Below are 26371 nucleotides of genomic sequence, written 5' to 3' on the forward strand. Positions count from 1 at the left end.
GCGCGCCTTAAGCAGCCACCTTGAAGCGCGACACGCCCGTGCGCAGACCGTTCGCGACATGCGTGAGGTCGTCGATCGCCTGCGTCGACTGGCGCAGCGACTCGGCCGTCTGCTGCGCGGCCTCCGAGAGTTGCGAAAGCGCCTGCGAAATCTGATCCGCGCCGGTGGCCTGAGTCTGCATGCCTTCGTTGATCATCGAGACGCGCGGCGCGAGCGTCTGCACCTGATGGATGATCTGCGAAAGCTGGCCGCCGACCTGCTGCACGTCGAGCATGCCGCGGCGCACTTCCTCGGAGAACTTGTCCATGCCCATCACGCCCGCGGCGACGGCCGATTGAATCTCCTTCACCATCTGCTCGATGTCGAACGTGGCGACGGCGGTCTGATCCGCGAGACGGCGAATCTCGGTCGCCACGACCGCGAAGCCGCGCCCGTATTCGCCGGCCTTCTCCGCTTCGATCGCCGCATTCAGCGAAAGCAGATTGGTTTGATCCGCGACTTTCGTGATGGTCGCGACGACCTGGTTGATGTTGCCCGCCTTCTCGTTCAGGATCGCGAGCTTGCCGTTCACCGAACCCGCCGCTTCCATGACGAGGCGCATGGTTTCCTCCATGCGCGTGAGGCCCGCCTGACCCGTGCCCGCGAGCGCCGCCGATTGCTCCGCCACGCCCGAGACTTCGTTCATCGTGCGCACGAGATCGCGCGCGGTCGCGAAAATCTCACGGGATGTCGCGCCGATTTCGGTGGTCGTCGCGGCGGTTTCGCTCGCGGTGGCCTGCTGCTCGCGCGCGGTCGCGGCAATCTCCGACACCGATGTCGTCACCTGCACCGCCGACTTCTGCGCCTGGCTGACGAGCCCCGTGAGTTCGTCCGTCATGCGGTTGAAGCCCGCTTCGAGCGCGCCGAATTCGTCGCGGCGCGCGAGCGCGAGCCGCTGCGTGAAGTCGCCGGTGCGCATCTTGTCGACGACATCGACCATGCGCAGCATCGGCACGGTCAGCGCCTTCATCAGCATGAAGCCGAGCACCGACGCCGCCGCGATCGCAACGAGCATGATGACGATGAGCGTCGCTTCCGACTTCTGCACCGAGCCGCGAATGCTTTCCACCGATTTCGCGTTGAAGACCTGGTTGTGCTCGACGAGCGCGCGCGTCGCGGTCTGCCCCGCTTCCCATACGGGCGTGAGGCGCGTGTTGAAGGTCGCGACGGCGGCGTCCTTCGAGGTCGCGAGCTCGCGCAGCGCCTGATCCTGGACCGGAACATAGAGATCGCGCTGACGCTTGAAATCGGTGAAGAGACGGCGATCCTCGTCTTCGAGGATAGTGGGCACGTAGGTGTCCATCAGCTTGTCGAGGGCCGCGCGCGTTTCGCTGAGACGCTGCGTGTCGCGGCGCGTCTGCTCCGCGTCGTTGTCGATAAAGACGAGGCGTTGCGTGATCGTGTAGTTCTCGAACCACGCCGCGCGCAGATCGTTGGAGAGCGCGAAGCCGACCATCGAATCGTCTTCGAGATTTTTTGCTTCCCGGTCGATTCCGCCGAGCAACGTGTACGACAGTGCGGCCATGACCAGCATCAGGGTCAGGATGATGCCGAAGCTCGCCAGAATGCGATGCCGGATGGACAGTTGCTTCACGCGATGAGCCCTATCAGTGATTGAAGACGATTGCCGCATGGTGCGCGCAATCGCGAGCCCGCCCCGGTCGCGAGGCGCCTCGATTGCAGGAGGAATGCTTGTGCGCAAAAGCCGCGCTGCCAGACCGTGTTAACGGCGGATTGTGCTCGCGCTTGAATCCGGCGTGTCGAGCCGAATCATTTCACCGTGTTTCAGTACGGTGAACGCGTCCGCGGGCAGGCCGGCATTGCGCACGGCAATGGCTAAGCGGCGCGGCGGCTCGTCGAGCGGTTCGTCGGTCAGTTCGAACGTGCCCCAATGGATGCCGACGGCCTTTTTCGCGCGCACGTCCTGAAAGACTCGCACCGCTTCCTCGGGATCGACATGCTGCGCGTGCATGAACCAGCGCGGGTCATAAGCGCCGATCGGAATCAGCGCGAGATCGAAGCCGCCGAAGCGCGCGCCGATATCGCGGAAATCCGCCGAATAGCCCGTATCGCCCGCGAACCAGAACGAGTACGGATGCGCCGCGCCCGCCGGCGTCTTAACGACCCAGCCGCCCCACAGCGTTTCCGAGCGGTCGAAAGGCGTGCGCGCGGACCAGTGCTGGCTCGGCACGAACCAGATATCGAGCCCCGCGGCGTGCGTCTCGTCGCTCCAGTCAAGCTCTTCCACGTTCGTCACACCGATTTCGTTCATCCACTGCCTGATGCCGAGCGGCACGAGGAAGCGCGGCGGCCCGCCCGCCTGCCGGTTGAGGGCTTCGACGCTCGGCTTGTCGAGATGGTCGTAGTGATTGTGCGAGATCAGCACGATATCGATATGCGGAAGCTCGTCGAGCGTGAGGCCGGGCGGCATCTTGCGTTTCGGTCCGGCGAACGGAAGCGGCGACGCGCGCTCGGAGAACATCGGATCGGTGAGGATGTTCACCCCGTCGATCTGCACCAGCGCGGTCGCGTGACCGATCCACGTGAGCGTATCGGCCGTGCGGTTCGCCTCGAGCCACGCCATGTCGGGATGCGCCATCGGAAATTGATAGCCGTTCGCGGGCGGCTTCGGCAAGCCCTGCGTGAAGCGTTCCCAGCGCCACTTCAGGAAGGATTGGCGCGGCAGAGGACCAGCGCTGTTTTCATAACCGGAAGCGGTGCGCTTCGCGTGATGCAGCGGGTCGGGCTGTCCCGATTGCGCCGCAGGCGCGGGTTCCTCGCCGCGCGCGGGCGCGCCCGAAGCACAGCCCGCGAGCAGCGCGGCGGCGCATAGTGCGACGTGGAGATGTCGCGCCAGTGTGGCGATCGGAAAAGAGGATAAAAAGCGCATGTTTGATGGATTGTTTGCCACGCGCGGCAATCGATTGTACGAAATGCATGCGGTCTCATCTTCACCCGCGCTTCGCACCGATGAGTGCGGCGCGCGTTGCGCCGCATCCCGCAAGGCGACAGGAGGGAATGCGCGCGCTAAACCAGGTGCCGGCCCGCTTCTTGCGTAACCCGACCCCGGCGCCGAAGCAAGGCGCTTTCGAATAACCAATCGCGGCGCGTGCTTCTTTTTCAATGCGGATTTCGCATTCGGGCGCGCAGTACGCCGGAGTCAGAGACGGGGGCGTCATGGTGGGCAGCACGCAAAGAAGAAACGCACTGAGCACGTTCAATCCGCAATTGCACACAATGCACGCGATGCTGGTGTCGCGCGCCGCATCGCATGTGGCGAGCGCGCTTCGGCCGGAAGGCCGCGACGACGCGCTCGCGGAAGGCATCGCCGAGGTCATCGCCCATTGCGGGCATGCGAGCCTCGGTCTCTTTCTCGCGGCGGTCTGGCATTGGCTCGATGAACGCGACTATCACGAAGCCGCGGATGCCGTGCAGCACTATATCGAAAGCGGCACGATGCCGACGATCAAGCCAGCGCCGAAGGTGACACGCCGGCGCGACGCGCGTATCTGACGCGCATGCGTCACGCGCCGAACCATCCGGCATCGACGTAGTAATCGCGCGCGGTGCAGCGTGCCGCGTCGTCGGACGCGAGGAACAGCACCATGCGCGCGACGTGCTCCGGGTCGATCCGCTCGTGCAGGCATTGCTGCGCAACGAGCTGCGCCTCGCTGCCGGGCGATTGCCACAGCTTCATCTGACGCGGCGTGCGCACGGCGCCGGGAATCACCGTGTTCACGCGGATGCCGTGCGCGCCGAGCTCGCGCGCAAGTCCACGCGTGAGCCCTTCGATCGCGGCCTTCGCGGTCATGTAGAGCGTGAGGTCGGGCAGCGCGAGATGCCATGAAATCGAGCCCATGTTCACGATCGCGCCTTGCCCGTGCACGCGCATGCGCCGCGCCGCGGCCTGCGCACAGAAGAACTGATGCCGCAGGTTCACGGCCATGCGCTCGTCCCAGTACGCAGGGCTCACGTTGTCCCACTGATGACGGTCGTCGCTGGCGGCATTGTTGACGAGCACGTCGATCGAGCCCGCCTCGTTCGCGATGCCGTCGAAAGCCTTCTCGATGGCGGACGCATCGCGCAAATCGCAATGCAGGAACTTCGGCGCATGCTTCTCGCCCGCGAGCGACTGCTCGAGTTGCCGCGAATCGGCATCCGCGACATCGATGAAAAACACGCGCGCGCCCTGCTTCGCGAAGGCCTCGACGATCGCCGCGCCGATGCCGCTGCCGCCACCCGTCACGACGACGCGCTTGTGGGCGAGACTCGGGTAGATGGCGTAGGACATGGCCGCTCGCTCAATGTGAATGGCGTGGATTGCCGCGTTCTTCGATCACTTTCAGATACAGCGTCGCGGGTTCGAGGCATCCGCCCGTCGACAGTTGCCCCACCGTCTGACGATACAGCTCCTGCCACGGCGTCTGCGCCACCGGCACGGCAAATGCGGATTGCGCGCGGCGGCTTTCGAGCTCGGCTTCATCGAGCAGCACGTTGACGCTGCGCGCGTTCAGGTCGACGCGAATCCTGTCGTTCGTGCGCAGGAGCGCGAGACCGCCGCCGACCGCCGCTTCCGGCGACATGTTGAGGATCGACGGGCTCGCGGACGTGCCGCTTTGCCGTCCATCGCCCATGCAGGGCAGCGAATCGATGCCGCTCTTGATCAGCTCGGCGGGCGGCGCCATGTTCACCACTTCCGCGCTGCCCGGATAACCCACCGTGCCGCAGCCGCGAATCACGAGAATGCAGTGCTCGTCGATCTCGAGCGCGGGATCGTTGATGCGCGCGTGATAATCCTCGGGACCGTCGAAGACGATCGCGCGCGCTTCGAACGTGTTTTCCGCGCCGGGCTCGCTGAGATACGTCTTTCTGAACGCATCGCCGACGACCGACATCTTCATGATCGCGCTGTCGAAGAAATTGCCCGACAGGACCATGAAGCCCGCGCCGTGCTTCAGCGGATCGTCGGTCGTGCGGATCACTTCGTTGTCGGCGGCGGGCGCATCGCCCGCGATGTCCCCGATCATGCGTCCCGATACCGTCAGACAATCGCGCCTGATGAGTCCCGCCTGGTCGAGTTGCCTCATGACCGCGGGCACTCCGCCCGAACGATGGAAGCTCTCGCCGAGATATTCACCCGCCGGCATGCAGTTCACGATGAGCGGAATCTGCTCGCCGTAACGCTGCCAGTCATCGAGACTCAAGTCGATGCCCATGTGCCGCGCGATCGCGATCAGATGCGGCGGGCAATTGGTCGATGCGCCGAGCGCGGACGCGACCACGATCGCATTGATGAACGCATCGCGCGTCATGATTTTCGACGGCTTCAAATCCTCGCGAACCATGTCGACGATGCGCTTGCCGGTCGCATACGCCATCTGTCCGCGCTCGCGATATGCAGCGGGAATGCTCGCGCATGTCGGCAGCGACATGCCAAGCGCTTCGGCGATGCTGTTCATCGAGAGCGCGGTGCCCATCGTGTTGCAATGGCCGATGGAGGGCGACGATGCCGTCGTCAGCTGCATGAAGCCTTCGTAATCGATCTCGCCCGCTGCGAGCAGATTGCGCGCGTGCCAGATCACCGTGCCCGAGCCGACGCGCTTGCCTTCGTGCCAGCCGTCGAGCATCGGTCCGCCCGAGAGGACGATCGCGGGCATATCGACGGTGGCCGCCGCCATCAGGCACGCAGGCGTGGTCTTGTCGCAACCGGTGGTGAGCACGACGCCATCGAGCGGAAAGCCATGCAGGATTTCAACGAGGCCGAGATACGCGAGATTGCGATCGAGCGCGGCGGTCGGACGGCGGCTCTGCTCCGCGAGCGGATGCACGGGAAACTCCATCGGGATGCCGCCCGCATCGCGAATGCCCGCCTTAGTGCGCGCGGCGAGCTCGATGTGATGACGATTGCACGGCGCGAGGTCGCTGCCCGTCTGCGCAATGCCGATGATCGGGCGGCCCGACTGCAATTCCTCGCGCGTGAGGCCGTAGTTCATGAAACGCTCGACATATAGCGCGGTCATGTCGGCGTGCGAGGGATCGTCGAACCACTCCTGGCTGCGCAGTCGCCTGAGATTCTGTTGGGGCATGGGATGTCTCTCCGTGATGCACGATCGTTCGGCGTGGCCGCCGACGTCGCTGTCTGTGATTACGTTACCGGTAACATTTTGGACAATGTTAGCACGCATTCGCCGCTGTGCTTCGGCTCAGGCGCTTTCGCGCGGCACTACGGAATATGCGACGCGCACGCGTTTGCCCGCCTTCACGACGATGCCCTGCTCGCGCGCCTCCAATGCCGCGAGCAAGGTCGCGCCGGTACGCAAGCCGATGCCGTATGCGTCGACGGAAACCGTCGTGATCGATGGCGTGCAGCACGCGGCGACCTCGAAATTGCCGAAGCCCGCGACGGCAATGTCGTCCGGCACCGTGAGGCCGCGCCGGTGACATTCCATTATCGCGCCGAACGCGGACATGTCGCTCACGCACATCACGGCTTGCGTGTCGGGCCACGTTTCGAGCAGCGCGGCCATCGCCGGACCGCCGTGGCTCATCGTGATCGGGGAGTCGCCCAGACGGATGATGCGTTCATCGTCGAGTCCGAGCGCCTTCAGCTGTGCGCGGAAGCCCTTGAGGCGATCCAGGCCGCGACGGTCCAGTTCGCTCGCCCCGCCGATGAAGCCGATGCGCTCGTAGCCTTTGTCCGCGAGATATCGAACCATCTCCTTCGCGGCGCTGACGTTGGAAAAGCCGACGGCGGCATCGATCGGATCGGATGGCGAGTCCCACATCTCCACGACGGGCACGCCGGAGCGGCGCAGCAACGTACGCGTGGCTTCCGTATGACGTGAACCCGTCAACGCAATGCAGCGCGGCTGATGACGGAGCATCGAGCGCACGAGCCGTTCCTCGCGATCGAGGTGATAGTCCGTATCGCCGATCAGCAATTGCAGGCCGTGTGGCTCCAGCGAAGCGGAAAGACCGCGCACCGTGTCGGAAAAGTTGGAACTCGCGAGCGACGGCACCAGCACCGCCACGAACTCGGAGCGGCCCGACGACAGCGCGCCCGCGGCAGCATCGGCGACGTAGCCGAGTTCGTCGATCGCTTTCTGTACGCGCTCGCGCGTCGCCAGCGCAACGCTGTGGCCGGCGAGCACGCGCGACACGGTCATCTTCGACACGCCGGCGAGGCGCGCGACGTCGGACATGCGTGGCGGCCCGGCGGAAGGATCGAAGGTGGATGTTGGCATGCGTCGATGTTCGGCGTGCGGTAGGTGGTCTCAGTCGACGCGGACCCAGCCGTCCTCGCGCTGCTCCAGAATGACGTGCAACTTCGTCTCGCCGGCTTCGCGGTCGGCCGCTGTCACATCGGGAAAGGCGCGCTTGATGTCGCGATCGTCGGCCCACGGGGCCACGTTTTCGAGCTTGTAGGTGTAGGTGACGTCGGACCGGTGCGCGGTGGGATCCGGCTCGGTCCAGCTCACGACCTTGTCCAGTTTGACGTGCGCGTAGCAGAGCATCCAGGCGCGCGCATCGTTCGTGGCGTTGGGATCGCCGGCGGGACGTGCGGTTTCGACCGCATACTTCTGCCCTTCGCCCGTCAGGCTATATGCGATGCTGTTCGGCTTGGCATTGGCGTTCGCCGGTGTCGGCGCCGCGCGGGCGATGAGACCACTTTTTTCGAGCGCGGCGAGTTGCTCGCGCAGGGGCGCGGCCGAGTATTCGTTGAGATCCCGAGTGCTATAGACCGATGGGAACGCATACGGGCCGCGACCGCTGCGATTCAGGCACAGCAGACCGCGGCCGGTTTTCATATCGGCGGAAATCGCGTCGCCCAGATGTGACTCGCTTGCATCGTTCTTCTTGCCACAGGCTGCGACAAGCAACGCGGCGCTGACGGCGGCAATCAACAGGCTCGTTCTCATATGCGCTCCGGGAAGGGTCGGCATGATGGGTACAACCTTTCGATGCCATTCTACCGATAGAAAGCGCACAGTCGGAGAAGGGGCGGTGTCAGAACGGACTCTCGCGTTGCGATTGCGCGCCCCCAAACGCAAAAACCCCACCTTTATGGGGTGGGGTTTTTGTTTTCAGCATGAGGAGCCTGACGATTACCTACTTTCACACGGGTGATCCGCACTATCATCGGCGTGGAGTCGTTTCACGGTCCTGTTCGGGATGGGAAGGGGTGGTACCGACTCGCTATGGTCATCAGGCATGACTTGTTGCTGTGTCGCGGGTTCGCGCTACAGCCAATCTGGGAAGAAGTAGAAGTGTTTGGGCAGTGACTGCGGGCACAGGCGTCACTCAACCAGCGTTCCCCTACGGGGACTTGTCCCAGTCAGCGCTAAAGCGCTAACTTGAGACTGACGCAAACACACTGGTTATAGGATCAAGCCTTACGGGCAATTAGTATCAGTTAGCTCAATGCATTACTGCACTTACACACCTGACCTATCAACGTCCTGGTCTGGAACGACCCTTCAAGGGGCTCGAAGCCCCGGGGATATCTCATCTTAAGGCGAGTTTCCCGCTTAGATGCTTTCAGCGGTTATCTCTTCCGAACATAGCTACCCGGCGATGCGACTGGCGTCACAACCGGTACACCAGAGGTTCGTCCACTCCGGTCCTCTCGTACTAGGAGCAGCCCCCTTCAAATATCCAACGCCCACGGCAGATAGGGACCAAACTGTCTCACGACGTTTTAAACCCAGCTCACGTACCTCTTTAAATGGCGAACAGCCATACCCTTGGGACCGGCTACAGCCCCAGGATGAGATGAGCCGACATCGAGGTGCCAAACACCGCCGTCGATATGAACTCTTGGGCGGTATCAGCCTGTTATCCCCAGAGTACCTTTTATCCGTTGAGCGATGGCCCTTCCATACAGAACCACCGGATCACTATGACCTGCTTTCGCACCTGCTCGACTTGTCGGTCTCGCAGTTAAGCACGCTTATGCCATTGCACTATCAGCACGATTTCCGACCGTACCTAGCGTACCTTCGTACTCCTCCGTTACACTTTGGGAGGAGACCGCCCCAGTCAAACTGCCTACCATGCACTGTCCCCGACCCGGATCACGGGCCAAGGTTAGAACCTCAAACAAACCAGGGTGGTATTTCAAGGACGGCTCCACCAAGACTAGCGTCCTGGCTTCATAGCCTCCCACCTATCCTACACAGATCGGTTCAAAGTCCAATGCAAAGCTACAGTAAAGGTTCATGGGGTCTTTCCGTCTAGCCGCGGGGAGATTGCATCATCACAAACACTTCAACTTCGCTGAGTCTCGGGAGGAGACAGTGTGGCCATCGTTACGCCATTCGTGCAGGTCGGAACTTACCCGACAAGGAATTTCGCTACCTTAGGACCGTTATAGTTACGGCCGCCGTTTACCGGGACTTCAATCAAGAGCTTGCACCCCATCATTTAATCTTCCGGCACCGGGCAGGCGTCACACCCTATACGTCCACTTTCGTGTTTGCAGAGTGCTGTGTTTTTATTAAACAGTCGCAGCCACCAGTTTATTGCAACCCTTTCACCCTCCTGGCGCAGGCCAGTCAAGCTACAAGGGCGTACCTTATCCCGAAGTTACGGTACCAATTTGCCGAGTTCCTTCTCCCGAGTTCTCTCAAGCGCCTTAGAATACTCATCTCGCCCACCTGTGTCGGTTTGCGGTACGGTCATTGTTAGACTGAAGCTTAGAGGCTTTTCTTGGAACCACTTCCAATTGCTTCGCTTCCGAAGAAGCTCGCGCCACACCCTTGAATTATGTGCCCGGATTTGCCTAAGCACCTTCTCCAATGCAGCGACCGGGACTTCCAACACCCGGACAACCTTCCGCGATCCGTCCCCCCATCGCATCTAACAATGGTGCAGGAATATTGACCTGCTTCCCATCAGCTACGCATTTCTGCCTCGCCTTAGGGGCCGACTCACCCTACGCCGATGAACGTTGCGTAGGAAACCTTGGGCTTACGGCGAGGGGGCTTTTCACCCCCTTTATCGCTACTCATGTCAGCATTCGCACTTCCGATACCTCCAGCATGCCTTTCGACACACCTTCGCAGGCTTACGGAACGCTCTCCTACCACACACGTATCTTTCAACGTGCATCCGCAGCTTCGGTGACTGGCTTGAGCCCCGTTACATCTTCCGCGCAGGACGACTCGATCAGTGAGCTATTACGCTTTCTTTAAAGGGTGGCTGCTTCTAAGCCAACCTCCTGACTGTTTTAGCCTTCCCACTTCGTTTCCCACTTAGCCAATCTTTGGGACCTTAGCTGGCGGTCTGGGTTGTTTCCCTCTTGACACCGGACGTTAGCACCCGATGTCTGTCTCCCGTGATTGCACTCTTCGGTATTCGGAGTTTGCTATGGCGTAGTAATCCGCAATGGACCCCACAACCATGACAGTGCTCTACCCCCGAAGGTGATACACGAGGCACTACCTAAATAGTTTTCGGAGAGAACCAGCTATTTCCAAGTTTGTTTAGCCTTTCACCCCTATCCACAGCTCATCCCCTAACTTTTCAACGTTAGTGGGTTCGGTCCTCCAGTACGTGTTACCGCACCTTCAACCTGGCCATGGATAGATCACTTGGTTTCGGGTCTACGCCCAGCAACTGATCGCCCTATTCGGACTCGCTTTCGCTACGCCTGCCTTAATCAGTTAAGCTCGCTACTGAACGTAAGTCGCTGACCCATTATACAAAAGGTACGCCGTCACCCCTTACGAGGCTCCGACTGTTTGTATGCATGCGGTTTCAGGATCTATTTCACTCCCCTCCCGGGGTTCTTTTCGCCTTTCCCTCACGGTACTGGTTCACTATCGGTCGATCACGAGTATTTAGCCTTGGAGGATGGTCCCCCCATCTTCAGACAGGATTTCACGTGTCCCGCCCTACTTGTCGTACCCCTAGTTCTTTCATACTGTTTTCGCTTACAGGGCTATCACCTGCTATGGCCGCACTTTCCAGAGCGTTCAGCTAACAATACAAATAAAGAGTACAGGCTGCTCCCATTTCGCTCGCCACTACTTTGGGAATCTCGGTTGATTTCTGTTCCTGCGGTTACTTAGATGTTTCAGTTCACCGCGTTCGCTCCACATGACCTATGTATTCAGTCAAGGGTACTCCATTAGGAGTGGGTTTCCCCATTCGGACATTTGTGGATCAAAGCTCGTTTGCCAGCTCCCCACAACTTTTCGCAGGCTACCGCGTCCTTCATCGCCTGTGATCGCCAAGGCATCCACCACATGCACTTGTTCGCTTGACCCTATAACGAGTGTGTCTGCTTGCGCGTCTTCACCACGTCATAGGCTGAGTATTCGCGTTGTGCCGTATTCCAAGTCATCATTAAGATCACTTTTCATACTTGATACAATCACTACCCTGAATCGTTAATCACGCCCATCTCTAAGCGCTTTCGCGATTCTCTTTACTACTTCTTCCAGATTGTTAAAGAACGTTTAGCCGATAGGTGCACTTCTATACCTACAGCATCAACTGGCTTTCAATCGCCAATGCGCAGGATTCAATGATTTGAACACTGTGCATTGAGGATTGGTGGAGGATGACGGGATCGAACCGACGACCCCCTGCTTGCAAAGCAGGTGCTCTCCCAGCTGAGCTAATCCCCCCGTGTATGCCTGACTTCGACTCTGCCTCTCATCAGCACGCCCCGGGTGGTGGGTCTGGTTGGATTCGAACCAACGACCCCCGCCTTATCAAGACGGTGCTCTAACCGACTGAGCTACAGACCCTTAGCCTGTCTTAACCACAGCCGATAAGCGTGAGCACTTGATAGTGTCGTGCGAAGCTCGAGAAAGGAGGTGATCCAGCCGCACCTTCCGATACGGCTACCTTGTTACGACTTCACCCCAGTCATGAATCCCACCGTGGTAAGCGCCCTCCTTGCGGTTAGGCTACCTACTTCTGGTGAAACCCACTCCCATGGTGTGACGGGCGGTGTGTACAAGACCCGGGAACGTATTCACCGCGGCATGCTGATCCGCGATTACTAGCGATTCCAGCTTCACGCAGTCGAGTTGCAGACTGCGATCCGGACTACGATCGGTTTTCTGGGATTGGCTCCACCTCGCGGCTTGGCAACCCTCTGTTCCGACCATTGTATGACGTGTGAAGCCCTACCCATAAGGGCCATGAGGACTTGACGTCATCCCCACCTTCCTCCGGTTTGTCACCGGCAGTCTCCTTAGAGTGCTCTTGCGTAGCAACTAAGGACAAGGGTTGCGCTCGTTGCGGGACTTAACCCAACATCTCACGACACGAGCTGACGACAGCCATGCAGCACCTGTGCGCCGGTTCTCTTTCGAGCACGTCCACCTCTCAGCAGACTTCCGACCATGTCAAGGGTAGGTAAGGTTTTTCGCGTTGCATCGAATTAATCCACATCATCCACCGCTTGTGCGGGTCCCCGTCAATTCCTTTGAGTTTTAATCTTGCGACCGTACTCCCCAGGCGGTCAACTTCACGCGTTAGCTACGTTACTAAGGAAATGAATCCCCAACAACTAGTTGACATCGTTTAGGGCGTGGACTACCAGGGTATCTAATCCTGTTTGCTCCCCACGCTTTCGTGCATGAGCGTCAGTATTGGCCCAGGGGGCTGCCTTCGCCATCGGTATTCCTCCACATCTCTACGCATTTCACTGCTACACGTGGAATTCTACCCCCCTCTGCCATACTCAAAGCCTGCCAGTCACCAATGCAGTTCCCAGGTTAAGCCCGGGGATTTCACATCGGTCTTAACAGACCGCCTGCGCACGCTTTACGCCCAGTAATTCCGATTAACGCTCGCACCCTACGTATTACCGCGGCTGCTGGCACGTAGTTAGCCGGTGCTTATTCTTCCGGTACCGTCATCCTCCACCGATATTAGCGGCGAAGTTTTCTTTCCGGACAAAAGTGCTTTACAACCCGAAGGCCTTCTTCACACACGCGGCATTGCTGGATCAGGGTTGCCCCCATTGTCCAAAATTCCCCACTGCTGCCTCCCGTAGGAGTCTGGGCCGTGTCTCAGTCCCAGTGTGGCTGGTCGTCCTCTCAGACCAGCTACAGATCGTCGCCTTGGTAGGCCTTTACCCCACCAACTAGCTAATCTGCCATCGGCCGCCCCTATAGCGCGAGGTCCGAAGATCCCCCGCTTTCTCCCTTAGGTCGTATGCGGTATTAATCCGGCTTTCGCCGGGCTATCCCCCACTACAGGACACGTTCCGATGTATTACTCACCCGTTCGCCACTCGCCACCAGGGTTGCCCCCGTGCTGCCGTTCGACTTGCATGTGTAAGGCATGCCGCCAGCGTTCAATCTGAGCCAGGATCAAACTCTTCAGTTCAAACCTGTTACTGTTTTCGGGTTCTACGAACCCGGTCGCTCACTCAACGTACTGACGATGATTAATCTGTCTTAAGACAGAAAAACCTTCCTCTGATACTTCGTGTGAGACTCTTGATTACTTTTGCTATTGCCTCAGCCCCGAAAGACTGAAACCGCACTCGCCATCAAGCGCCCACACTTATCGGCTGTTAGTTTTTAAAGAGCACATCGCAAGGGCTTTGCTGCCTGCCGTCTTGCGTCGCTGCGTTATCAGCAGCAGAGAAACGAGATTATGACCGCCCGGTGACACCACCGCAAGCCCTTTTCGCAAATTATTTTCTGTATCGGCCAGCGCGTCCGAAATCCAGATATCCAGGCTTCAAGATTTCGAACGCGAAAAGCCTTGATCGATCTCCTCGCGCTCGACAATCGCCTGACGGCTCAGCTTCCAAAGAACGGCCTACAGAATCCTGCTGGCCCGACGCAATCCGAATCCGGCATCGAGCCATGCTTCATCGACATGGTGCTGCGACCCGACGCGCCAGCCTCGGGATGCGTGCCACCATAGCCTTCATTCCCTTCGTTCATGTTCTGCTGCGCGGCGACCTTCGCTTCCGCAGCCTGGATATCGGCGGGATAGTTCGCCTGCTCACCCGTGGCGGGCGAATAGCCTGCCTGTTCGAGCTGGACGAGTTCGGCCTTCACTTGTGCGCGACTCAACGGCGCGCTTTGGCTTTGCGCGAAAGCGAAGGTGGGCGCCGCGACCACGGCGAGGGACACGACGACTTTGGCGATGGCGTTCATGATCTTCACACTCCGACAGAAAAGGTTGACCGGATCGCACGCGATCCACGAACCTCATCGAACGCACAGGGCCCTTGCGCGGCTTCGACTCACTCGATACCCGGGTTTCAAGCTAGAGGCTTCGATTGGTTAACCCGGGGACGTGGCGATCTATTCCCACGTCGAAGCAGGAGATCAAGAAAGAAGAGGGGAAAGAAAGGAAGCGCGGAGGACGAACCGGATGAGGAGTCCGGCAAGGCGCCAGCCAGCACCCGTCCACCGCGCCTGAATTGTGACGCAAGGCGGCGCGAAGATCATCGCCGCTTGCGTTGAAGATGCCTTGCCGATCTCGCAACAATGTCGCTGCGATGCCGATGCTCAATGCGCGTCGGGCACGAGATGCACGCGCTTCTCGGTCGCGGCCTCGACGGCCGAGCGCGAGTACAGCAACGGAAAATACTGCCCATCGAGCCACATCCGCGCGAGATCGCGATAATGCGGGCTATCCGGATCGCCCGACTCGCCCGGCAGATTCACCGCGCGCGACGCGTCCCAATTACCGACATCGACGACAACACGGAACGACGGCCCGTTGGTCTCGCGGAAATCGCTCGCGCGGTACGTCGACTGATTCGGCGTGTACGCGCTGCCGCCCTTTCCTATCGGCCCGACGTTGAGCTTCGCGCGCATGTCCGCATCGACGACATCTGCCAAGGGATGTGCGTTCAGGTTCGTCTGCAGCTTGCCCCATTGCCACTGACTTGCATCGGGGCCTTGCAGATGCCGCATCTCGCCATAGGCATCGTGAAGACTCGAAAGCAGCACGGCATCGCGTCTGGCTTGCGCGTTATCGCCGAAGCGCGTATCGGGGTGCTCGAGCGTATCGAGCATCACCGCCGTATCGGGGGCGCCGAACGACGAAGCCGCGTTCTTCGGCAACACCGCCTCCTTGAACACACGCCCGAGATGCCGCGACAGCCACACTTCCTCGAGCGCCGCTTGCGGTGAATCGGCGCCCATGTGCGCGTCCCAGCCCTTGAGCATCGCGAGCGCGGCGCGCGTGTCTTCGTCGTCACTCGAAAGCGGTGCGAGCAAAGCGACGAGCCTGCGCGCCGGGATCGAAACGATATCGTTCTGCAGACGCTCCGAATCTTCGATCGACACCTTGGGCAGCGACTTCAATACCTCATCAATGCGCTGATGACGCGCCCCGTTGGTCCATTCGAAGCCGAGCTTGCGCTCCGCATACGGATAGCCCGCAGGCAGATTCATTTCATTCGACGTGGTGAAGTAGCCTTGCGCGGGATTGTAGACCGAAGGCATCGCATCGCGCGGCCAGAAGCCCGCCCATTCATAGCGGCCATCGCCGGGCACGGGCATGAGGCCATCCCAGTTCGGGCGAATCGGCGCGAGCCCGCTCGGCACCCAGCCGATATTGCCATCCTTGTCCGCATAGACCTGATTGACGGTCGGCGCGCCCCATGTCGCGAGCGCGGCCTTGAATTGCGCGTAATTCTTCGCGCGCATATAGCGCATCGAATCGAAGTATGGCGACATGCCCGGCGACAGCCACGCGGTACGCACCGCAAACGCGCGATGCTTGCCCTCTTCCGTATAGATCACGGGACCGTGGCGCGTGAAGAGCAGATCGGCGGTGACGGGTGCGCCATTGCGCACGGCGATCTGCTCGCGCACGACGCGCATCGGCTCCCATTTGCCCTTGTATCGATACTGCCGCGGATTCGCCGGATTCAGCTCATATACATAGAGATCTTCCTGATCGATATTGAAGATCGTGAGACCGTACGCGATCGAGCCGTTATGCCCGATCGAAATACCCGGCGCGGAAGGCTCGCCCGCGCCGATGATATCGAGCGTCGGCGTGCTGATCTGCTGAATGTAGCGCAGGCTAGGCGCCGCATATGCGCGATGCGGATCGTTCGCCATGATCGCGCGGCCCGTGGCGGACTTCGACGGCGCGATCACCCAGTTGTTACTGCCTTCGGTGACCTCCTCGGGATTGTCGGCGGCGGCGATGACCGTCGTCGATGCATCGGCGCTCTTCATCGATTCCTTTGTCACGCGCACGCCTTGCGTCGCGAGCGTGAAGACCTTGAGCACGTCGTCGGGAAGACAGGGATCGAGCCCAGCGGGCATCTGCGCCTTCCACGGCGGCTGCAGACCGAAGCGCACCGTATCCGCATCGAGCGAACTCTTGCATGCCACGCGCGCACGCGCCACTTCGCTCGTCAGGTTTCTCGTGAGACCATGGCTGCGGATGCGCACGATGTCGTCCGCATTCCACTTCGCCGGCCAATAGCCGATCTTGCGGAATTCGTAGGGCATGCGGTCCGGATGCGCGGCGAGCCAGTCGATATAGGCGTTGACGCCTGCCGCGAAGCGCGTCGCCGCGGGCTTCGCGTCGGGACCATAACGCTGCCATTCGGTGGCCATGTCGCCGCGATAGAGAAAGAGGCGCGTGGCCTTGTCCTGCTCGACATAGGCGGGGCCGAACACTTCAGAAAGCTCGCCCAGGCCGCGTCTGCGCCAGAGGTCGATCTGGAACATGCGATCGCGTGCGGCGTTGAAGCCTTGCACGAAGAATGCGTCGCTGTCGTTGGCCGCGAAGATGTGCGGCACGCCCCAGCGGTCGATCAGAATATCCGATGGCTGCGAAAGCCCCGCCACGGCGATCGTTTCGACGCTGGATGCATCGGCGAGTGCGTCTTGCGCGGCAAGCGGTCCCAGCAGCGATGCGCCGACCATGAGCGCGAGCAGGCGTTGTCCTTTCTTTCCCTTCATCTGAGCGTCTCCGTTCTTATACGTATCGATTCGAGTTACGCGGGTATAGCAATGTAATTCGAATGCGAAGGATGCGCAAAGGGCAGTTCGATCTTCGATCCATCATCTACTTTGGATACCGAACTAATTCGACGCATATAATGCCTGCCACGCCCATGCGCGTCGGAGCGTCTACGATGCGCGAGCTAATCGCACTGCATCACGGATCCTTTTCACTCGTCCTGTCGCGGCTGCTCCTGCAACACCGTGTCGCGGATGGCCTCCGCGAATTTTTCCAACGCCTGCAGCGGGCCGCTCACGCTGTTGTATTCCTGCGTGCCGATCCGTCCTTCCAGCACCACCGAAAAGCCACAGTCCTGCGCAATTTTCAATAGATCGTTCATGTGCATTCGCCTCGTGTCGCGATCGGAGAAGCACACGTAATGCCCGCTCTCCCTTTCGATACGCTTTCATCGAACCGCTAAACCCATCGTCTTTACCGTTATGCGAGGCGCCGCACGAACAAACGGGCGTTCGCCCCCGTACGCTTTTCATCGAATGTTCATAAAGAAGGGAGAAGCGGCGCGTGAACGCTTTCGACACGTCGGTTCAGACTTGGCTAGTACATATCGGCGCCTCGTCTGTCATTTTTACTCACGCGGTTCACACGATTGCCGATTTTTACCTGACCAAAGGGTTGCTTCCGCTCGCGATCCTGTGGGCGATCTGGTTCAAGGAGGGCGATTCGCAGCAATGGCGCCGCGAGATGGTGGTCGCCATTCTGCTTTCCGGCCTCGTTGCCTTCGTGCTCGGCCGGCTCTTCGCGTTCGCGCTGCCGTTTCGCCTGCGCCCGGTCTATGATCCGAATATCCATCTGAACTTTGCGCTGGTGACTGAGACGGGAAAGTTTTTACGCATGTGGAGTTCGTTTCCCAGCGATCACGCCGCGCTATGGATGGCGATCGCGGTCGGGATCTTTCTCGTGTGGCGATGGATCGGCGTGCTCGCGATCCTGCAGTGCATCGTCTTCGTATGCCTGCCGCGTGTCTATCTCGGCCTGCACTATCCGACCGATGTGATCGGAGGCGCCGCGATCGGCGCGCTGACCGCCTGGCTCGTCACGCGCGCGCCACTTCGCGCCCGCTTCGCGCCGTTCTTCGTGCGATTCATGGAGCACTGGCCGGCACTCGGCTACACGCTCGCGTTCCTGTTCTTCTTCGAGCTCGCGACCATGTTCGACGAGCCGCGCATGCTCGCCGTCTCGGTCCTGAAGGCGCTCTAAGCGCTACCCTCCTTCGCTTTTCTTCGGGCAGACGCCGCACTGGCGCCGTCCTCTCCTATCCTTGTCTTGACATGCGCGCGTGCGACACGCGCGCGCCGCGCTTGACATCGACGCCTCGCCTCACGTATTGTTTGGTAGACCAACCAAGACGCGAAATCGCACTTATCACGGAGCGCGCCATGAGCCGCATCACCGGCATACCGATCTGCCTGCTGCTCGTCGCCGCGCTTGCGGCGTGCTCGCATCAGGACCGCGACACCTATCAGGGCTATGTCGAGGGCGAGTTCGTCTATCTCGGCTCGTCGCAATCTGGCAAGCTCACGGCGTTGTCCGTCACGCGCGGGCAAACCGTGAAAACCGGTGCGAGCGCGTTCGCGCTCGAATCCGTCGATGAAACCGCCGCGCTCGATCAGGCGCAGCGCCAGTTGACGTCCGCGCAGTCGCAGCTCGAGGACATCCTGACCGGCAAGCGCGCGCCGGAAGTCGCTTCGGTGCGCGCGCAACTGGCTCAGGCACGCGCGAACGCCCGCAAGGCCGCGCTGCAACTGAGCCGCGACCAGGCGCAGTTCGACGCCGGCGGCATCGCCAAGGGGCAACTCGACGATTCGCGCGCGAATGCCGACGCCACAGCCGCGCAAGTCCGCGACCTCAGCGAGCAGGTCGACGTCGCGCGTCTGCCGGGACGCCCGCAGCAGATCGCCGCGCAGCGCGCGCAAGTGGCCGCCGCGCAGGCCTTCGTCGCGCAGGCGCAATGGAAAGTCGATCAGAAGCGTGTCGCCGCGCCCGCCGACGGACTCGTGTACGACACGCTCTATCGCGTAGGAGAGTGGGTGCAGGCGGGCAGTCCCGTCGTGCAGATGCTGCCGCCGCAGAACGTGAAGGTCCGCTTCTTCGTGCCCGAAAGCGTCGTGGGCGGTCTCGCGCCGGGCCGCGCGGTATCCATTCATTGCGACGGCTGCGCGGAAAACGTGCCCGCGACCATCACCTACGTGTCCAATCAGGCGGAATACACGCCGCCCGTCATCTATAGCAATGAAAACCGCTCGAAGCTCGTGTTCATGATCGAGGCGCATCCGCAAACGAGCGATGCGGCAAAGCTTCATCCCGGCCAACCCGTCGCGGTGAGGTTGCAATGAGCCCGCAGGATACGCCGTATGCCATCGACGTACACAATCTCAACAAGCATTTCGGCGACAAGCACGTCGTCAACGATGTCTCGTTGCAGGTCGCGCGCGGCGAGATCTTCGGCTTTCTCGGGCCGAACGGCAGCGGCAAGACCACCTCCATTCGCCTGATGTGCGGCCTCCTCACGCCCGACTCGGGCAGCGGCACATGCCTTGGCTACGACCTCGTGCGCGAAAGCGAGGAAATCAAGCGCAACGTCGGCTACATGACGCAGCGCTTCTCGTACTGGGAAGACCTGACGATCCGCGAGAACCTCGATTTCGTCGCGCGCATCTATCAGATGGCGAATCGCCGCGCGGCAGTAGACCGCGCACTCGAAGCGCTCGGCCTGCAAAGCCGCGCCAATCAGCTAACGGGTTCGCTATCGGGCGGATGGAAGCAGCGGCTCGCACTCGCGGCCTGCATGCTGCACGAGCCGAAACTGCTGTTGCTCGACGAGCCGACCGCGGGCGTCGATCCCACCGCGCGCCGCGACTTCTGGGAAGAGCTGCATCGGCTCGCCGCGAAGGGCATCTCCGTGCTCGTCAGCACGCACTACATGGACGAAGCCGAGCGCTGCCACAAGCTCGCGTATATCGCCTATGGCAAGCTGCTCGCGCAAGGCACCGCGAATGAAGTGATCGCGTCGCAGAATCTGTCCACATGGAGCATTCACGGCGAGCGTCTGAGCGCGCTCTCCGAACGCCTGCGCAAAGCCCCGGGCGTCGATCAGACGGTCGTGTTCGGCTCGGCGCTTCACGTGAGCGGCAGCGATCATGCCGCGCTCGAAAAAGCCGTGCGCGATGCGACGAAAGACGGCGGGATGCGCGCCGAGCCCATCGCGACGGGCCTCGAAGACGTCTTCATCTATCTGATGAGCCGCTCGACCGACAATTTCAAGGTGGCGCCATGACAACGCGCGGCCCCTTCGCGATGTTCACGCGCTTCTCCATCACGCGCTGGTGGAGCATCGTCATCAAGGAGTTTCTGCAATTGCGGCGCGACCGCATCACGTTCGGCATGATCGTCGGCTTGCCGATCGTGCAGCTCGCGCTCTTCGGCTATGCCATCAACACGGACCCGAAGCATTTGCCGACGGCCGTCATCGTCGGCGATCAAAGTCCGTTCTCGCGCAGCTTCATCGCGGCGATGGAGCATTCCGCGTACTTCGATATCGTCGAAACGCTGCCCGACGACGAAGCCGGCCGCCGCGCGCTCGCCCAGGGCCGCGTGCTTTTCGTGCTCAACATTCCGGCCGATTTCTCGCGCAAGATATTGCGCGCCGAGCGGCCCGTATTGCTCGTCGAGGCCGACGCCAGCGATCCGATCGCGATCAGCAAGGCGACCTCGGCGCTGTCGAAGCTCGTGCAGTCCGTGGCGAGCAAGGACATAACCGGTCCGCTCGCGCATCTGAACGGCACGCCCGCCGCATTCGACGTACAGGTTCATAACCTCTACAACCCCGAGGGCGTCACGCAATACAACGTCGTGCCGGGCTTGATGGGCGTGATTCTCACGATGACGCTCGTGATGATGACCGGCCTCGCGATGACGCGCGAACGCGAGCGCGGCACGATGGAAAATCTGCTCGCGACGCCCGTGCGCCCCGTCGAGGTGATGACGGGGAAGATCGTGCCTTACGTGTTCATCGGCCTCATACAGGCGTCGATCATTCTGGCGGCCACGCGCTTCGTGTTTCATGTGCCTTTCGTCGGCAATCCGTTCGCGATCTATCTCGCCGCGCTGCTTTTCATCGCCGCGAACCTGACGGTGGGCATCACGCTTTCGTCGCTCGCGCAGAACCAGCTTCAGGCCATGCAGCTGACCATGTTCTATTTCCTGCCGAACATCCTTCTGTCGGGCTTCATGTTTCCGTTCGCGGGCATGCCCGCGTGGGCGCAGTTCATCGGCAATCTGCTGCCGCTCACCTACTTCAACCGCCTGATTCGCGGCATTCTGCTCAAGGGTGACGGCTGGGCGGACCTGTGGCCTTCGGTCTGGCCGATGATGCTTTTCACCGTCATCGTGATGGGCATTGCGCTGCGCTTTTATCGGCGCACGCTCGACTAGGGAGACGTCGATGAAACCGCTCCTTTCCCTCTGCGCGCTCGCATTGTGCGGCTGCACCGTCGGCCCGGACTTTCATTCGCCCGCGCCGCCCGATACACAAAGCTACGTCCGCACGCCGGTGACGGCGCAAGGTTTTCCCGCAGCCGATCACGCCTTGCCGCAGTGGTGGACGCAGTTCGGCTCCGATGCGCTGAATCGCCTCGTCGAGCGCGCATTGAGCGACAGCCCGACCCTCGCGCAAGCTCGCGCGAAGCTTCTGCAGGCGCGTGAAGATTACCGTGCGCAAGCGGGCGCGACTTATTTCCCCGCCGTGGATGCAACGCTTTCCGCCGCGCGTCAAAAGGTCGATCCGGCCGCGTTCGGCGTGCCCGTGCCGAGCCCCGGGCCGTTCACGCTCTACGATGCATCGGTGAGCGTGTCGTACACGCTCGATATTTTCGGTGGCGAGCGGCGCGCGCTCGAAGCCGTGCGCGCGCAAGTGGATTACGAGTCCTTCGAGCTCGATGCGGCGCGGCTTTCGATCGCGGGCAATGTCGTGTCCGCCGCGATCCGGCGTGCTTCATTGCAGCAGCAGATCGCGCTGACCGAGCGTCTCGTCGATGCCCAGACGCGGCAGTTGAACATCATGGAAGGCCGGCTCAAGGCGGGCGGCGTCGCGCCATTCGATGTGCGCAGCCAGCGCACGCTCGTCGAGCAGACGCGCGCGAGCCTGCCATCGCTCGTGACGCAACGCGAGCAGGCGGATCACCGGCTCGCGGTGCTGCTCGGCGTCGAGCCATCGAAAGCCGATTTCGATGCGCTTACCCTCGACTCGCTGCATCTGCCCGACAGCGTGCCGCTCACGCTGCCTTCGACGCTCGCGCGCGAACGCCCCGACATTCGCGCATCGGAGGCGTTGCTGCATCGGGCGAGCGCGAATGTCGGCGTGGCGACGGCCGACCTCTATCCGAAGTTCTCGCTGTCCGCGGGTGCGGGAAGCCAGCGCACGAACATCCAGGACATGCTGAGCAGCATGAATGTATGGAACTTCGGGCTGAATCTCACGCAACCGCTTTTTCATGGCGGCGAATTGCGCGCGAAGAAACGTTCGGCGGAGGCAGCGTATGACGCGGCGCTCGGCGCCTATAGACAGACCGTGCTGGACGCTTTGCAACAGGTCGCCGACAGCCTGACCGCGCTGCGAAACGACGCTGATGCATTGCAGGCGCGCGCGGTGGCGGCGAACGAAGCGCAGGCGAATCTCGATACGAACAACGCGCGCTATGCAGCAGGCGGCGTTAGCCGTTTCGATTTGCTCGACACGCAACGCCAGGCGCTGCAGACACAGCTCGATTACGCGCTCGCGCAAGCGAACCGCCTCTCCGACACGGCCGCGCTGTTCCAGTCGCTAGGCGGCGCCGGCGAAGACACGAAAGCCGCGATCGCACCGGTTGCATCTGCAACTAATTAGAGAGCGTGCCGAGCCGATGCTTGAGCACCTTGCCGCTCGCGGACACTGGCAGCGCGTCGAGAATGCGAATCGAGGAAGGCCGCTTGTACGGCGCGAGCCGTTCGCTCGCCCATTGCGCGAGCGCGGTTTCATCCGCCGCGAAGCCCGGCCGCAGTTCGACGAACGCGAGGACGTCCTCGTTGCCCGGCACGCTGCGACCGATCACGGCCGAATGCAGCACGGCGGGATGGCTGTTGAGCGCCTGCTCCACTTCGGCGGGATAGACGTTGAAACCGGAGCGGATGATGAGCTCCTTGCTGCGCCCGACGATATACAGATTGCCGTTTTCGAAGCGCGCGAGATCGCCGGTTTTGAGCCATCCGTCCGCCGTGACCGTGGCCGCCGTCTGCGCCGGATCGCGATAGTAGCCGAGCATCACGTTCGGGCCGCGCACCCATAGCTCGCCGGTATCGTCGGCGTTGCCGTGTGGCGCGAGCGGCACGATGCGCGCCTCGACGCCGGGCACCAGCGGACCAACGGATGCATCGCGCGCGGGCGCATCGAGCAGCGTGTTCGACACGGTGGGGCTCGTTTCGGTCATGCCGTAGCCGTTGTGCAAGGGCACGCCGTAGAACGCTTCCGCAGCGGCCTTGAGCGACATGTCGAGCGGCGAGCCGCCGCAATAGACGAAGCGCAGCGATGGCGCGTTCAGTCCGCCGCGCGGCTTGAAATGATCGATCAGCTTCGCGTGCATTGCGGGCACGCCCTGAAAGATCGTCATACGTTCCTCGCTGAGCACGCGGCCCGCGCGCTCGGTATCGAAACGCGCCGCGAGCCGCAACGTCGCGCCCGCGTACAGCGAACCGAGGCACACGGACGTCAGGCCGAATACATGCGAGATCGGCAACACGGCATACACGCGATCGCCGGAACCCACGCGACGCAGCGTGCTCGATGCCGCCGCGACGAACAGCAGATTGCGATGCGACAACATCACGCCTTTCGGCGTGCCCGTCGTGCCGGTCGTGTAGATGAGCGCCGCGCATTGCCGGTCCGAAGGCAGCCCATGCGGCTCCTGTGTCGACGACGTATCGATGGCTCCGAGCGCGAATGCGCCGATCGGTGTGGCGTCGAGCGACGCGGGCACAGCGCCGTCGCGTTGCGCGTGACCCGCGGCATCATCAGATGCGTCGATCGTATAGAAAGCGATGCGCGGTTTCGCGTGCGCGCGTATCGCATCGAGCTCGACCGCGGAAAGGCGCGCATTCGCGACGAGCGCCCACCCGTCGAGACGGCTCACCGCGAATAGCGCCGCGACGAGCGCGACGCTGTTCTCGCCGATCAGCATCACGCGGTCGCCGGCTCGCACGCCCGCATTCGCAAGACGCGCGGCGAGCGCATCCACCGCATCGTCGAGTTGCCTGTACGTCAGCGCGCGCGCATCCTCGTGCAGCGCGATGTGATCGGCATGCGCCTTCGCCCCGCGCGTGACGATCGCGTCGATGCGCGCGGGCAGCGACGCGATGAGCTTGTTCGTATCCATGTCGAGCGATATCGTTCGTGACCCTGAGGCCCGAATGATAACGCTCATGCTTCATTCGCCGCCCTCGACCTCGCGCCGATGCGCGAGCAGCGCCATCAATCTGCGGTCGCGCCAGCGGCTGCGTTCTTCGATCTTCTCGCGCGGCAGCACGGCGCGGCGCTCGGCATCGAGCTTGTCGAGTGTGGCGGCGGGCCAGTCGAACGGCTTGCGTCCCGACGTGATCGTGCGATACGTGCCGCCGTAACGCGCCGCGTAATCGGCGACGCCGCCAGGCGCGTTCAGATCGATCGTTTCGAACGGGCCCATGAACGACCAGCGCATCGCGAGGCCATCGCGCATGACGGTGTCCAGATCGGCGGCGCTCGCGTAGCCTTGCTCGTAGAGGCTCAACGCTTCGTCGAGCACCGCGCCTTGCAGGCGATTGAGCAGAAAGCCCGAGATTTCGCGATTGACGGTCACGGGCTTCTGCCCCGCCTCTTCATAGATGACGCGCGCACGTTCCATGGTTTCCTGCGAAGTCCACGGCGCGCCGCACAGTTCGACGAGCGGCACGAGCGATGGCGGATTCACCGGATGCGCGACGAGGCAACGCGCGCGCCCTTCGATGCCCTCCGTGAATGTCGATGCCGGCAATCCGGAGGTCGAACTCGCGAGCAACGCATCGGGCTTCGTGAGCCGGTCCAGTTCGATGAAGAGCGCGCGCTTCGCTTCGACGACCTCCGCGATGTTCTCCTGCACGAGATCCGCATCGGCGACGGCATCGGCGAGGCTTTCGCATGCGGTGATGCGGGCGACGATAGTATCGGCTGGTTCATCGATCAGATCGAAGGATGCGAGATCCTGCACGCTTTCGCGGATCGCGGGAATCGCGCCGGAAAGCATCTCCGGCGACGCATCGTGAATCTTCACGTTGAAGCCGCCTTTCGCAAAGACGATCGCCCACGCGCGGCCGATGCGGCCGGAACCTATCACCGCAATGTTCTTCGCTTGCATCTGTATCTGGTCCTCACGAGTTGTCAGAAGTTGGTTTCGGCGGCGCCCTTCAGCTTGAGCATCTCGCGCGCCTCGGCGGGCGTTGCGATATCGAGCGACAGCCCTTCGATCACTTGCCGGATCTTGCGCACCTGCGCCGCGCTCGATTCGGCGAGCTTGCCCGGCTCGATCCACAACGAGTCTTCAAGCCCGACACGCACATTCGATCCCTGCGCGACGCCGATCGAAGCGAGCGGAATCTGGTTGCGTCCCGCGCCGAGAATCGACCACACATAGTCCTTGCCGAAGAGGCGATCCGCGGTGCGCTTCATGTGCGCGAGATCTTCCGGATGCGGCCCGATGCCGCCGAGCAAACCGAACACGCTCTGCACGAAGAATGGCGGCTTCGCGAGCCCGCGATCGACGAAATGGGCGAGGTTGTAGAGATGCGAGATGTCGTAGCACTCGTACTCGAAGCGCGTGCCGTTCGCGCTGCACGAGGTCAGGATGTATTCGATATCCGCGAAGGTGTTCTTGAACACGAGATCGCGGCTGTTTTCCAGATGCTTGCGCTCCCACTCGTATCTGAATTCCTTGAAGCGCTCCAGCATCGGATAGAGGCCGAAGTTCATCGAGCCCATGTTCAGCGACGCCACTTCCGGCTTGAAGTGATGCGCGGGCTTCAGGCGTTCCGCGACGGTCATGTGCGGACTGCCGCCCGTCGTGATGTTGATGACCGCATCCGTTTCCTCCTTGATGCGCGGCAGAAACGCCTGAAACACGGCCGGGTCTTGCGTCGGGTGGCCGTCGTTCGGATCGCGTGCGTGCAAATGCAGGATCGCCGCGCCTTCTTTCGCCGCGGCCAATGCCGCATCCCCGATCTGCTGCGGCGTCAGCGGAAGATACGGCGACATCGAAGGCGTATGGATCGCGCCCGTCGGCGCGCACGTGATGATGACCTTGCGTTTCGTTGCCAT

Annotated in this window: 18 protein-coding genes, 2 tRNA genes and 3 rRNA genes; 6 read left to right on the forward strand and 17 right to left on the reverse strand. The window is 61.6% G+C overall.

Annotation, left to right across the window (positions count from 1 at the left end; all coding sequences use genetic code 11):
• Nucleotides 1-7: 7 nt before the first annotated feature.
• Together AC1Z32_RS32880 and AC1Z32_RS32885 are read right to left on the reverse strand one after the other, a co-directional pair.
• On the reverse strand, nt 8-1672 hold the full coding sequence (locus AC1Z32_RS32880; protein WP_483482990.1) for a methyl-accepting chemotaxis protein: 1665 nt from the start codon (nt 1670-1672) through the stop codon (nt 8-10).
• A 90-nt stretch (nt 1673-1762) separates the two neighbouring features.
• A complete protein-coding gene (locus AC1Z32_RS32885; protein WP_483482991.1) occupies nt 1763-2929 on the reverse strand; it encodes an MBL fold metallo-hydrolase in 1167 nt (388 codons plus the stop codon).
• Between the two features lie 287 nt (nt 2930-3216).
• Here AC1Z32_RS32885 and AC1Z32_RS32890 point away from each other — a divergent pair, with 287 nt between their 5' ends.
• A complete protein-coding gene (locus AC1Z32_RS32890; protein ID WP_483482992.1) occupies nt 3217-3552 on the forward strand; it encodes a hypothetical protein in 336 nt (111 codons plus the stop codon).
• 10 nt (nt 3553-3562) lie between these two features.
• Here AC1Z32_RS32890 and xylB read toward each other — a convergent pair whose 3' ends face one another.
• The 12 genes from xylB to AC1Z32_RS32950 form a co-directional block, all read right to left on the reverse strand.
• Nucleotides 3563-4330: a D-xylose 1-dehydrogenase gene (xylB, locus tag AC1Z32_RS32895; protein WP_483482993.1), complete on the reverse strand. Its 768-nt coding sequence runs from the start codon at nt 4328-4330 to the stop codon at nt 3563-3565.
• Between the two features lie 10 nt (nt 4331-4340).
• Nucleotides 4341-6125 carry an IlvD/Edd family dehydratase gene (locus AC1Z32_RS32900; RefSeq protein WP_483482994.1) on the reverse strand — a complete coding sequence of 595 codons (1785 nt, stop codon included), beginning with the start codon at nt 6123-6125 and terminating at the stop codon, nt 4341-4343.
• Between the two features lie 117 nt (nt 6126-6242).
• On the reverse strand, nt 6243-7283 hold the full coding sequence (locus tag AC1Z32_RS32905) for a LacI family DNA-binding transcriptional regulator (RefSeq protein WP_483482995.1): 1041 nt from the start codon (nt 7281-7283) through the stop codon (nt 6243-6245).
• Between the two features lie 30 nt (nt 7284-7313).
• Complete coding sequence (locus AC1Z32_RS32910) at nt 7314-7982, reverse strand: hypothetical protein (protein WP_483482996.1); 669 nt, start codon at nt 7980-7982, stop codon at nt 7314-7316.
• A 153-nt stretch (nt 7983-8135) separates the two neighbouring features.
• Nucleotides 8136-8249: ribosomal RNA gene (gene rrf / locus AC1Z32_RS32915) — 5S ribosomal RNA — on the reverse strand.
• Nucleotides 8250-8421: 172 nt separating this feature from the next.
• Nucleotides 8422-11308: ribosomal RNA gene (locus tag AC1Z32_RS32920) — 23S ribosomal RNA — on the reverse strand.
• A 288-nt stretch (nt 11309-11596) separates the two neighbouring features.
• A tRNA-Ala gene (locus AC1Z32_RS32925) sits at nt 11597-11672 on the reverse strand.
• 46 nt (nt 11673-11718) lie between these two features.
• Nucleotides 11719-11795 (reverse strand) — tRNA-Ile (locus tag AC1Z32_RS32930).
• Nucleotides 11796-11857: 62 nt separating this feature from the next.
• Nucleotides 11858-13389 (reverse strand): 16S ribosomal RNA (locus tag AC1Z32_RS32935).
• The 16S, 23S and 5S rRNA genes sit together here with 2 tRNA genes alongside, the layout of an rRNA operon.
• Nucleotides 13390-13811: 422 nt before the next feature.
• Nucleotides 13812-14174: a DUF4148 domain-containing protein gene (locus tag AC1Z32_RS32940; protein ID WP_483482997.1), complete on the reverse strand. Its 363-nt coding sequence runs from the start codon at nt 14172-14174 to the stop codon at nt 13812-13814.
• A 357-nt stretch (nt 14175-14531) separates the two neighbouring features.
• Nucleotides 14532-16955 (reverse strand): penicillin acylase family protein, encoded by a 2424-nt coding sequence (locus tag AC1Z32_RS32945; protein ID WP_483482998.1) that lies wholly within the window; start codon nt 16953-16955, stop codon nt 14532-14534.
• Between the two features lie 212 nt (nt 16956-17167).
• Nucleotides 17168-17338, reverse strand: a complete 171-nt coding sequence (locus AC1Z32_RS32950; protein ID WP_483482999.1) for a hypothetical protein — start codon at nt 17336-17338, stop codon at nt 17168-17170.
• 182 nt (nt 17339-17520) lie between these two features.
• On the opposite strand from AC1Z32_RS32950, the gene AC1Z32_RS32955 reads away from it, so the two are divergent.
• The 5 genes from AC1Z32_RS32955 (at nt 17521) to AC1Z32_RS32975 (ending at nt 22900) form a co-directional block, all read left to right on the forward strand.
• On the forward strand, nt 17521-18216 hold the full coding sequence (locus tag AC1Z32_RS32955; protein ID WP_483483000.1) for a phosphatase PAP2 family protein: 696 nt from the start codon (nt 17521-17523) through the stop codon (nt 18214-18216).
• Nucleotides 18217-18395: 179 nt separating this feature from the next.
• Entirely contained in the window at nt 18396-19352 is a 957-nt protein-coding gene (locus AC1Z32_RS32960) for an HlyD family secretion protein (RefSeq protein ID WP_483483001.1), read from the forward strand.
• On the forward strand, nt 19349-20293 hold the full coding sequence (locus AC1Z32_RS32965) for an ABC transporter ATP-binding protein (RefSeq protein WP_483483002.1): 945 nt from the start codon (nt 19349-19351) through the stop codon (nt 20291-20293). Before AC1Z32_RS32960 ends, AC1Z32_RS32965 begins: the two co-directional genes overlap by 4 nt.
• A complete protein-coding gene (locus AC1Z32_RS32970) occupies nt 20290-21450 on the forward strand; it encodes an ABC transporter permease (protein WP_483483003.1) in 1161 nt (386 codons plus the stop codon). Before AC1Z32_RS32965 ends, AC1Z32_RS32970 begins: the two co-directional genes overlap by 4 nt.
• A 10-nt stretch (nt 21451-21460) precedes the next feature.
• A complete protein-coding gene (locus AC1Z32_RS32975) occupies nt 21461-22900 on the forward strand; it encodes an efflux transporter outer membrane subunit (RefSeq protein ID WP_483483004.1) in 1440 nt (479 codons plus the stop codon).
• Here AC1Z32_RS32975 and AC1Z32_RS32980 read toward each other — a convergent pair.
• Genes AC1Z32_RS32980 through kce form a run of 3 tightly spaced genes read right to left on the reverse strand, consistent with a single transcriptional unit; the run spans nt 22893 to nt 26371 of the window.
• Complete coding sequence (locus AC1Z32_RS32980; RefSeq protein WP_483483005.1) at nt 22893-24422, reverse strand: class I adenylate-forming enzyme family protein; 1530 nt, start codon at nt 24420-24422, stop codon at nt 22893-22895. The genes AC1Z32_RS32975 and AC1Z32_RS32980 overlap by 8 nt on opposite strands.
• Nucleotides 24423-24473: 51 nt before the next feature.
• Complete coding sequence (locus tag AC1Z32_RS32985) at nt 24474-25415, reverse strand: 3-hydroxyacyl-CoA dehydrogenase (protein ID WP_483483006.1); 942 nt, start codon at nt 25413-25415, stop codon at nt 24474-24476.
• Between the two features lie 23 nt (nt 25416-25438).
• Complete coding sequence (gene kce / locus AC1Z32_RS32990; RefSeq protein WP_483483007.1) at nt 25439-26371, reverse strand: 3,5-dioxohexanoate:acetyl-CoA acetone transferase; 933 nt, start codon at nt 26369-26371, stop codon at nt 25439-25441.

It is taken from the genome of Caballeronia sp. 11_S32 (assembly GCF_056930355.1).